The following is a 9,705-nucleotide window of genomic DNA, read 5'->3' on the forward strand; positions in this document are numbered from 1 at the left end:
TCGGCAGGGTTACCCGGCTTGTATTGCCGGCGCATTGAGGTCTATCTTGGGCCGGCCTTCGAACCGCATCTATCCACTTTGCACGAACCACAGCGCACCAATAGAGTGCGCACGGATCTCCCATGACCCAGGCAACCGCCTCTCGTGTACAGGCCTTCACCACCGGTGATGTAGCCGCCCAATGCAGTGCCACACCCGGTTGGGTGCAGCAGTACCAGCAGATGTCCCCGGGGCATTTTGCCGGGCAGATCCGCTACCTCGACCTGCAAGGCGTGGAAGTGTACGAAGAGTGCATGAACACGCGGGTGGAGCAGCATTTCAACGCGCCGCCGGGGTCATTGGCGTTCTGTTTCGACGGCAGCGATAACGCGCTGTACATGCTCAACGGCGAAAGCCGCAACACCTGGATCACCCCGGAAAACTACCGCGAAGTGGCCGTGGTGTTCGGCCCGCAGTTCGTGCAGCGCCATGGCCTGGATGTCGCGAAGTTGGAAGGCCTGTTCATGGCCCCGCTGAGCGGTCAGCAAAATGCCCTGTTCACCCGCTGGCTCAGTGGGACGCTGACGCGCCTGCCCACCGTGATCGACCCCGTCAGCCTCACCCAGCAACTGCTCGACGACTGCCTGTTTATCCTCGACAACGCCTGCGTGGGCCTGGACCGCAGCTCGTTGCAAAAACGCAGTGAAGAACGCCGCTTGATGGCACGCATCGGCGAATGGGCGGCGGATGCACCGGACGAGACCGTCAACCTACTGCAACTGGCGCAGATTGCCGGCGTGCCGTTGCGCCAGTTGCAGCAAGGCTTCAAGACCTACACCGGGATAAGCCCGGCGCAGTGGTTGAGACTGCGCCGGTTGAACGGGGCGCGGCGGGAGTTGTTGAGCGGCGGCGATACCACCGTGGCTGAGGTGGCGATGAACTGGTCGTTTTGGCACTTGGGGCGGTTTTCGAACAGTTATCGGGCGTTGTTCAAAGAGCTGCCCAGTGAAACCCTGAAACGTCACTGTTAGAACTCGGTTAAAAATGTGGGAGCGGGCTTGCTCGCGAATGCGGTGGGTCAGCCAAAATATCTGTGCCTGATACACCGCTTTCGCGAGCAAGCCCGCTCCCACAGTTGATCGCGTCCTACCTTTGGATCTTGGTCAGGCTTGGGATTTGAGGAAAGTCGCCATCAGTTGGTTAACCTGTTCTGCCGCTTCCAACTGCACCATATGCCCCTGCCCCGGCAGCACTTCCACCTGCGCCTCCAGCCCCTGCGCATGCCGCACCGGGATGATTGCATCATCACTGCCCCAGATCACCAGGCTCGGCTGGCGACCGACCACATGACGCAAGTCCATCTTCTGCTGCCCGCCGTCAAACAACACGCTGTTCAGCTGACGCAACGCCTGATCCACCCCCTCCAACCGCTTGAACTTGAGCATGTCCTCCAGCATCTGCCGCGTCACCAATGCGGGATCGCTGAACAGTTGCGTCAGTTGCGGCTTGAGGCCGTTGCGGTTGCTGGCCTCGGCAAACCCTTGTAGGTAATCGCCGTTGATATCCGCGCCGAGACCGGCGCTGGCGATCAGGGTCAGCGAGGCGACGCGCGCGGGGGCCTGGTCGGCAACGGTCAATGAAACCAGGCCGCCCATGGAATGCCCCGCCAGGTGCACGCGGTCCAACTGGAGATGATCGAGCAGGCCCAACACGGCCTGACTCAGCTCGCCAGCATCCCCGCTGTGCAGCTGCTTGCCCGACTCGCCATGCCCCGGCAGATCCAGAGCGATCACCCGCCGCTCGGCGGCCAGCGCCGGTTGGTTGAACAGCCAATTGTTCAAGTCGCCGCCAAAGCCATGCACCAGCACCAGCGGCGTGCCGCCCTCGCCGAGGTCGAGATAACGCAGCAGACGCCCGCCGATCTCAACTTTCTGCGCACTCGGCCCCGACGCTTCGGCTTCGGCCGCACTGGCAACAAACCCGGCATTAAAGCTGTCGATCACCGCGTCAATCTCAGCTTCCGTGGCCTCGCCCTCAACAACAATCCCCAACAACGCGCCCACCGGCAAGGTCTCATCGCTCAGCGCCAAGACGCGGCGCAGCACGCCACTGAATGGCGCCTCCACACTGCTGGAAATCTTGTCGGTCTCCACATCCAGCACTTCCTCGCCCTTCTCCACCCGGTCGCCGGGTTGCTTGAGCCAGATATCGATGCGCCCTTCGGTCATCGACAGCCCCCATTTGGGCATGGTCAGGGTATGGATCATGCGGCGTTCCTCTTGTCGGCGATCTTCAGCACGGCGGCCTCGATCTTCGCGGCGTTGGGGATGTACAGGTCTTCCAGCGCATCGGAGAACGGCACCGGCGTGTGCGGCGCGGTGACCATTTCGATGGGCGCGCGCAGAGAGGAAAACGCCTGCTGGGCAACCAGCGCGCTGATATCGGTGGCAATGGAACAACGTGGGTTGGACTCGTCGATCACCACCAGCCGCCCGGTTTTCTCCACGCTTTCAAGGATGCTGTCGACGTCCAGCGGGCTGGTGGTGCGCAGGTCCAGCACTTCGCAGTCGATGCCCTGGCGCGCCAGGTTGGCTGCGGCTTCCAGGGCGATATGCACCATGCGCCCGTAGGTCACCAGGGTCACGTCCTGGCCTTCGCGCACAAAGTTGGCTTCGCCGAACGGCACGGTGTACAGCTCTTCCGGCACCTCGCCTTGCAGGCTGTAGAGCATCTTGTGCTCAAGGAAGATCACCGGATCGTTGTCGCGGATCGCCTGGATCAGCATGCCCTTGGCGTCATACGGCGTGGCTGGGCATACCACCTTGAGGCCGGGAATATGCGTCCACATCGAGGTGAGCATCTGCGAATGCTGGGCCGCCGCGCGCAGGCCGGCGCCGTACATGGCGCGGATCACCAGTGGCGTGGTGGTCTTGCCGCCGAACATGTAGCGGAACTTCGCCGCCTGGTTGAGCAGTTGGTCGAGGCAGCAGCCGATAAAGTCGACGAACATCAATTCACACACCGGGCGCATGCCCCGGGTGGCGGCGCCGACGGCCATGCCGACGTAGCCGACCTCGGACAACGGCGCGTCCAGCACGCGGTCGGGGAACTGCGGGTACAGACCCTTGGTCACGCCAAGCACACCGCCCCAGGCGTCTTGTTCACCGGGAGCGCCGGTGCCGCCACTGACGTCCTGACCGATGATGAACACGCTCTGGTCACGGCGCATTTCCTGGGCCAGGGCTTCGTTGATCGCCTGCTGGTAGCTGATTTTGCGAGCCATAAGATTCTCTCCAAATGTTGTTTTTATTAGGGATAGGCGACGTAGACATCACTGAGCAGGTCGGCGGCTTGCGGCTTGGGATCGGACTTGGCGCGGCGCACGGCGTCTTCGATCAACTGCGCGACTTCGCTGTCGATGCGCTCGAATTGCGCCGCGTCCAGCCAGCCCTCGGCGCTGCAACGCTGGCGGAACAGTGCCAGGCAGTCGGCGCTTTCCCGCAGGTTTTTCACTTCATCGGGGCCACGATAGGTTTGCGCATCGCCTTCGAAGTGGCCGTAGAAGCGGCTCAATTTCACTTCCACCAACGTCGGCCCCTGGCCTGTGCGCGCACGCTCGACGGCAACGCCGAGGGCGGCGTGCACGGCGAAGAAGTCATTGCCATCGACGATCACCCCCGGCATGCCAAAGCCCACGGCACGCTCGGCGATGTCCTTGCACGCCACCGACCAGCCGGAGCCGGTGGCCTCGGCATAGCCGTTGTTTTCGGCGACGAACAGGCACGGCAACTTCATGATCGCGGCCAGGTTCATCGCTTCAAACACCGCGCCCTCGTTGGAGCCACCATCGCCAAAAAATGCCACGGCCACGCCCTGGCTGCCCTTGAGTTTCGATGCCAGCGCCGCGCCGGCCGCCAGCGGTGCGCCGGCACCGACGATGCCGTTGGCACCGAGCATGCCCTTCTCCTGGTCGGCAATGTGCATGGAGCCGCCCTTGCCGCCGCACACGCCGGTCTTCTTGCCGTAGATCTCGGCCATCATGCCGAACACATCCACGCCCTTGGCGATGCAATGGCCGTGGCCACGGTGGTTGGAGGCGATGCAATCGTCATCGTTGAGGTGGGCCATGACCCCGGCGGCGCTGGCTTCCTGGCCGGCATACAGGTGCACGAAGCCGGGGATCTCGCCGGTGGCGAACTCCACGTGCAGGCGTTCTTCGAAATCACGGATGGTGCGCATCACGGTGTAGGCATGCAGCAATTGATCGGTGGACAGGTGAGTGGACATCTTGTTGTTCTCCAGGTTGTCTCGACACACAAAAGGCTGATCGTGTTCAGCTACAGGGCCTTCAGCACAGCCTGTGCCAAGGCCCGGAAAAACCTTGCAAAGCCTTGATCCAGAGCAGTTGTAGTGGTGCGGCACAGCACCGCAGAATGAGACGGTTGATTGCACCGCGCAGGCCGCGTCTCAGGCGCGATGAGACGCGGCGTCTCAACCCGGGCAGTTGGTCAGGCCACACTTGTCCCACGCGACCCATGCGCGCTTAATGGCGGGCATAACAACAAAGATCGAGAACCGGAGGCCTTATGCTCGCCGCGAACTCCAGGGAACACGTCGACTGCGTCAGTCGTGTGGTCCGCAATGCCGACCGCCTGCCCCAGGCGCCGGTGCCGTCGCTGATTTTCGATTCGTGGCGGCGTTCCATGGAGCAACACCACCTCGACCCCGGTTCCTTGCAGGGGCCACGCATCCTCAGCGAACCCTTGCTCAAGGAATGCCGCGAGCGCGCCGAACTGTTCATGCGCATCGCCGGCGAGGCCGTCGGCCAACTGCACCACCGTGTGCGCCAGGCCGACTACTGCGTGATGCTCACCGACGCCCAGGGACAGACCATCGACCACCGCGTGGACACGGCGATACGCACCGACTGCCGCAAGGCCGGCCTGTACCTCGGCACCTGCTGGTCGGAAGCCGAAGAAGGCACCTGCGGCGTGGCCACAGTGCTCACCAGCAAAGCCGCCGTGACCGTGCACAAGCGCGACCACTTTCGCGCCGCGTTCATCGGCCTGACCTGCTCCGCGGCGCCGATCTTCGATCCCCAGGGCAACCTGCTCGGGGTGATGGACGCCTCTGCGCTGAAATCCCCGGATGACCGACGCAGCCAGCACTTGGTACGCCAGCTAGTGGCGCAAAGTGCCGAAGCCATCGAAAACGCCTTCTTCATGCACAGCGCCCGCGAGCGCTGGGTGTTGCAGGCCCACAGCACGCCGGGTTTTGTCGACAGCCAACCCGACCTGCTGCTGGCCTGGGACCGCGACGGCCGCCTGCATGCCTTGAACAGCAAGGCGCGCCAGGCCCTGCGCCTGCGCTTTGGCCAGGTGCCGGCACATATCGGCGAGGTGTTCGACCTCGACGCGTTGCGCGCAGTGACCGATCAATCCGCCCAGCAATTGCACTGGCTGGGGCAGCCTGGCGCCCTGCACGCACGCGTAAACGCGCCCCGCCGCACACCGGCACGCACCGCGCTGGCCCCTCAGGTTGATGCGCGGGTGGAAGAACATCTGCGCCTGGCCGTAAGGGTCAAGGACCGCAACCTGCCGGTGCTGGTGCAGGGCGAAACCGGCGCCGGCAAGGAAGTCTTCGCCCGCCAACTGCATGAGCGCAGCGCCCGTCGCACCGGGCCGTTTGTGGCAGTGAACTGCGCGGCGATCCCCGAGAACCTGATTGAAAGCGAGCTGTTCGGCTATGTCGCCGGGGCCTTTACCGGTGCGTCCAGCAAAGGCATGCCGGGGCTGCTGGTGCAGGCCGATGGCGGCACCTTGTTCCTTGATGAAATCGGCGACATGCCGCTGGCCTTGCAGACGCGCCTGCTGCGGGTGATGGCCGAGGGCGAAGTGGCCCCGCTGGGCGCGGCAAAGACCCGCGCGGTGGATATCCAGGTGATCTGCGCCAGCCACCGCGACTTGGCGGTATTGGTGGGTGAAGGCCGCTTTCGCGAAGATCTGTACTTTCGCCTCGGCTGCGCACGCTTCTGCCTGCCGCCGTTGCGCGAGCGCACGGACAAGCTGGCGCTGATCAACCGCTTGCTGGAGCAGGAAGCACGTAACAGTGGCGTTTCAGTGGGCATCGGCCAGGCAGCGCTGGAGTTGCTGCTGGGCTACGCCTGGCCGGGGAATGTACGGCAACTGCGGCATGTTTTGGCGTATGCCTGTGCGGTGTGTGAGGGCGGCACGGTGCAAGTGGCGGATTTGCCGGTGGAAGTGCGTGGGGAGCAGATTGAAGCGTTGGTTGAAGAGAGCGTGAGCCCCGAAAGGCAGAGAGTCCTGGATGCTTTGATTCGCCATCGCTGGAAGCCTTTGCCGACCGCGCAGGCATTGGGGATTTCACGGGCAACCCTCTACCGCAGGGTCAACCAACTAGGCATCGACATGCCCAACAAAACCACCTGACACAATGGGATCAAAATGTGGGAGCTGGCTTGCCTGCGATAGCGGTGTATCAGAACCAAATGGGCAAGCTGACCCACCGCTATCGCAGGCAAGCCAGCTCCCACACTAGATCGAGCATATCTTGAGGTTTAGCGGTAGACCAGGCCACCATCGATCAGCGGCGCTTGGCCGGTCATGTAATCCGCATCCGGCCCCGCCAGGAACGAGACCAACCCCGCCACATCCTCCGGCGTCTCCGCGCGGCCCAACGCTATGCCATCCACGTACTTCTTGTACGTCGCGCCAATCTCGGCGCCGGTAATCTCAGCCATGCGCTTGTCGATTTCGACCCACATATCCGTGCCCACCACACCCGGGCAGTACGCATTCACCGTGATCCCCGCGCTCGCCAATTCCTTGGCCGCCGCCTGGGTCAATGCGCGCACGGCAAACTTGGTGGCCGAGTACACGCCGAGCAGCGCAAACCCTTCATGGCCGGCGATGGAGCAGGCATTGATGATCTTGCCCTTTTGCTTGAGCGCCTTGAATTTCTTGCCGGCAGCCTGGATACCCCACAGCACGCCCTGCACGTTGATGCCCAAGGTGCGTTCGACTTGCTCCGGGCTCACGTCCAGCAGCGAATCGATCTGCGCCACCCCGGCGTTGTTGACGATGATGTCAAAGCCGCCAAGTGTCTGGTGTGCATGTTCAACGGCGGCCACCACTTGCTCCAGCTTGGATACATCAGCGACAAATACCGCCGCCTTGCGGCCCAGGCCGACCACTTCGGCGGCCACGGCTTCGAGCTTGGCGCCATTGATGTCCACCAGGGCGATGTCGGCACCGTCCTGTGCCAGGCGCAAGGCAATGGCCCGGCCGATGCCCTGCCCGGCGCCGGTGACCAGCGCAACTTTTCCAGCAATAGCCATGACACTCTCCTGCAATCGATGAGGGAAGCCTTGTCTATCGCAGGTCCATGCCAGCGCTGTCGAGGCGCAACGGGATTGGCGTGAGGGCTGAGACGGGGCGTCTCAAGCCGCGAATCATTCTCGAAACCTTGTAAAACCACGCACTTATGCCTAGCTTATGCGCCCCCCGCCCTGCGCTTTAAGGCCCTGCCCCCATGGTTTTGCGTTTTCGTCCCGTTGTCACCTCACGTTTCGCCCTCGGCCTGCTGCTGAGCGGCAGTCTTGGCAACAGCTTTGCGGCTGAGCTGGAACTGCCGGCGGTGAACGTCCAAGGCCAGGATGAGTCCGGCCTGAGCAGCCAAACCGCGTCGGTGGGTGGCTTCGATGAAGCCCCGCTGCTGGACACCCCCGCCTCGATCACCGTGCTCAATGCCGTGCGGATCAAGGACCAGCAAGCGCGCCTGCTCAGCGAACTGCTGCGCAACGATGCCTCGGTGGGCGACAGCTACGCGCCCATTGGCTACTACGAAAACTTCGTGGTGCGCGGGTTCTCGCTGAATGCGGCGAGCAGCTACAAGATCAACGGGCGCACCATCACCGGCGAGCAGAACGTCGCCCTGGAAAACAAGCAACAGGTGGAAGTGCTCAAGGGCCTCGCCGGCTTGCAGAGCGGGATTTCCGAGCCCAGCGGCGTGATCAACTACGTGACCAAGCGCCCGGAAGAGGTGCGTTCGGTGACGGTGTCTACCGATGATCGCGGCAGCGGTTATATCGCCACCGACGTCGGCGGTTGGTTTGGCAGCGAAAAACAGTTCGGCCTGCGCGCCAACGTCGCCCATGAAGATTTGAATTCCTACGTCGAACACGCCAATGGCCAGCGCGATTTCCTGTCCCTGGCCTTCGACTGGAACATCAGCCCCGACGCCGTGCTGCAACTGGACGCCGAATACCAGGACAAGCAACAGCGCTCGGTGCCGGGTTATCAGCTACTGGGCGGCACCGAAGTGCCCCACGACGCTTCGCCGAAGAAACTGCTGGGGCACCAGAGTGGGTCCAAGCAAGTGGGCATTGATTCGCTGAACCTCAACGGCAAGTTTGAGTACCGTTTCAGTGATCAGTGGAAAGGCAGCGTGAGTGCGGCGCGCAGCAAGGTGGTGATTGACGATTACAGTTCGTTTGCCTACGGCTGCTTTTACGTGACCGATTGCGGCCTCGCCACCTTCGGCCCCACGGGCGACTACGACATCTACGACTACCGCAGCCCCGACGACACCCGCCGTGACGACGAAGTGCAGGCGGCGATGACCGGGCTGTTCGACACCGGTGGCCTGGGCCATGAGCTGACCTTCGGCACCAGCGCCTTCCGCCGGGTGATCGACAAGCGCAAGTCGGTCAACGAATACATCGGCAGCTCCAATATCAACACCGACGCGCCGACCTTCACGCCCACCGACGTGCCGCTGAACGACAAGCACCGTCGCCTCGACAGCCGCCAATATGGCCTGTTCGTCACCGACCGCATCCGTTTCAACGAGCAATGGCAAACCATCATCGGCGGGCGCGAAGTGCGTCTGGATGAAAAGGCCTTCGATAAGAATGGCGATCAGGAACGCCACACGCAGAAATACCAATTCCTGCCCCAAGCGTCGCTGATCTACAAACCCGTGGAAAACGTGTCGCTGTACACCAGCTACAGCAAGGGTCTGTCCCTTGGCGGTGAAGCGCCGTGGACAACCACCAACGACGGCGAAACCCTCGCCCCCACCACCTCCCGCCAGATCGAAGCCGGGGTGAAATACGACTGGCGCCGCATCAGCTTCGCCGCCGCCGTGTTCCAGACCCGCCAGGCCTACCAATACGCCAAGCCGGACGGCACGGGCCTGTTCAACTACGTGCAACAAGGCGAACAAAAGAACACCGGCCTGGAACTGTCAGCCAATGGCTGGGCCACCGAACGCTTGCAGATCGCAACCAGCGTCGCCGCCATTCGCGCACGCGTCACCGGCAGCGGCACCCCGCAATACGAAGGCCACCAGGCGATCAACGTACCCAAGCTGCGCGCCAGTGTGTATGCGGACTATGCGTTGCCGTGGGTCAACGGCCTGGCGGTGCTGGGCGGTGTGCAATACAGCGCGAAGAAATCGGCCAATCGCGACGGCACCGTTGAGGTAGGGGATTACGCGGTGGTGAATGTGGGCAGCCGCTACACCACCAAGGTGGACGGCTATGAAACGGTGTTTCGCCTGAGCGTCGACAACCTGTTCGACAAGCGCTACTGGCGCGACGCGGGCGAGTACATGGGTGATGACTATCTGTTCCAGGGCGCGCCGCTGACGGCGCGCCTGAGTGCCTCCGTCAACTTCTGACGCAAAACCTGTGGCGAGGGAGCT

7 protein-coding genes are annotated in these 9,705 nt (G+C 62.9%); 3 read left to right on the forward strand and 4 right to left on the reverse strand.

Features of this window, described 5'->3' with window-relative positions; genetic code table 11:
* Window positions 1-122 precede the first annotated feature (122 nt).
* Window positions 123-1,010, forward strand: coding sequence for a helix-turn-helix domain-containing protein (locus DBR46_RS11810; RefSeq protein WP_124526339.1), 888 nt, complete (start codon window positions 123-125; stop codon window positions 1,008-1,010).
* 132 nt (window positions 1,011-1,142) lie between these two features.
* On the opposite strand, the gene DBR46_RS11815 is transcribed toward DBR46_RS11810, so the two are convergent.
* The 3 genes from DBR46_RS11815 to DBR46_RS11825 are packed head-to-tail and all read right to left on the reverse strand — an operon-like array spanning window position 1,143 to window position 4,266.
* The gene (locus tag DBR46_RS11815) at window positions 1,143-2,246 is read right to left on the reverse strand and encodes an acetoin dehydrogenase dihydrolipoyllysine-residue acetyltransferase subunit (RefSeq protein ID WP_124526340.1); all 1,104 of its coding nucleotides are present in this window, start codon (window positions 2,244-2,246) and stop codon (window positions 1,143-1,145) included.
* Window positions 2,243-3,262, reverse strand: a complete 1,020-nt coding sequence (locus DBR46_RS11820; RefSeq protein ID WP_124526341.1) for an alpha-ketoacid dehydrogenase subunit beta — start codon at window positions 3,260-3,262, stop codon at window positions 2,243-2,245. Before DBR46_RS11820 ends, DBR46_RS11815 begins: the two co-directional genes overlap by 4 nt.
* Window positions 3,263-3,288: 26 nt before the next feature.
* On the reverse strand, window positions 3,289-4,266 hold the full coding sequence (locus DBR46_RS11825; protein ID WP_124526342.1) for a thiamine pyrophosphate-dependent dehydrogenase E1 component subunit alpha: 978 nt from the start codon (window positions 4,264-4,266) through the stop codon (window positions 3,289-3,291).
* Window positions 4,267-4,565: 299 nt separating this feature from the next.
* Between DBR46_RS11825 and DBR46_RS11830 the strand changes: the two genes are divergently transcribed.
* Complete coding sequence (locus tag DBR46_RS11830; protein ID WP_124526343.1) at window positions 4,566-6,428, forward strand: sigma-54-dependent Fis family transcriptional regulator; 1,863 nt, start codon at window positions 4,566-4,568, stop codon at window positions 6,426-6,428.
* 128 nt (window positions 6,429-6,556) lie between these two features.
* Here DBR46_RS11830 and DBR46_RS11835 read toward each other — a convergent pair whose 3' ends face one another.
* Window positions 6,557-7,336: an acetoin reductase gene (locus tag DBR46_RS11835; RefSeq protein WP_124526344.1), complete on the reverse strand. Its 780-nt coding sequence runs from the start codon at window positions 7,334-7,336 to the stop codon at window positions 6,557-6,559.
* Window positions 7,337-7,530: 194 nt separating this feature from the next.
* On the opposite strand from DBR46_RS11835, the gene DBR46_RS11840 reads away from it, so the two are divergent.
* Window positions 7,531-9,681 (forward strand): TonB-dependent siderophore receptor, encoded by a 2,151-nt coding sequence (locus DBR46_RS11840; protein ID WP_124526345.1) that lies wholly within the window; start codon window positions 7,531-7,533, stop codon window positions 9,679-9,681.
* Window positions 9,682-9,705 lie beyond the last annotated feature (24 nt).

This window comes from Pseudomonas sp. KBW05 (genome assembly GCF_003852405.1).
Taxonomy (GTDB): Bacteria; Pseudomonadota; Gammaproteobacteria; order Pseudomonadales; family Pseudomonadaceae; genus Aquipseudomonas.

Bases quoted from the DNA above. Each gene is read 5' to 3' on its own strand.
- DBR46_RS11825 (WP_124526342.1), bottom strand. From the start codon at position 4,266: ATGTCCACTCACCTGTCCACCGATCAATTGCTGCATGCCTACACCGTG.
- DBR46_RS11815 (WP_124526340.1), bottom strand. From the start codon at position 2,246: ATGATCCATACCCTGACCATGCCCAAATGGGGGCTGTCGATGACCGAA.
- DBR46_RS11830 (WP_124526343.1), top strand. From the start codon at position 4,566: ATGCTCGCCGCGAACTCCAGGGAACACGTCGACTGCGTCAGTCGTGTG.
- DBR46_RS11810 (WP_124526339.1), top strand. From the start codon at position 123: ATGACCCAGGCAACCGCCTCTCGTGTACAGGCCTTCACCACCGGTGAT.
- DBR46_RS11820 (WP_124526341.1), bottom strand. From the start codon at position 3,262: ATGGCTCGCAAAATCAGCTACCAGCAGGCGATCAACGAAGCCCTGGCC.
- DBR46_RS11835 (WP_124526344.1), bottom strand. From the start codon at position 7,336: ATGGCTATTGCTGGAAAAGTTGCGCTGGTCACCGGCGCCGGGCAGGGC.
- DBR46_RS11840 (WP_124526345.1), top strand. From the start codon at position 7,531: ATGGTTTTGCGTTTTCGTCCCGTTGTCACCTCACGTTTCGCCCTCGGC.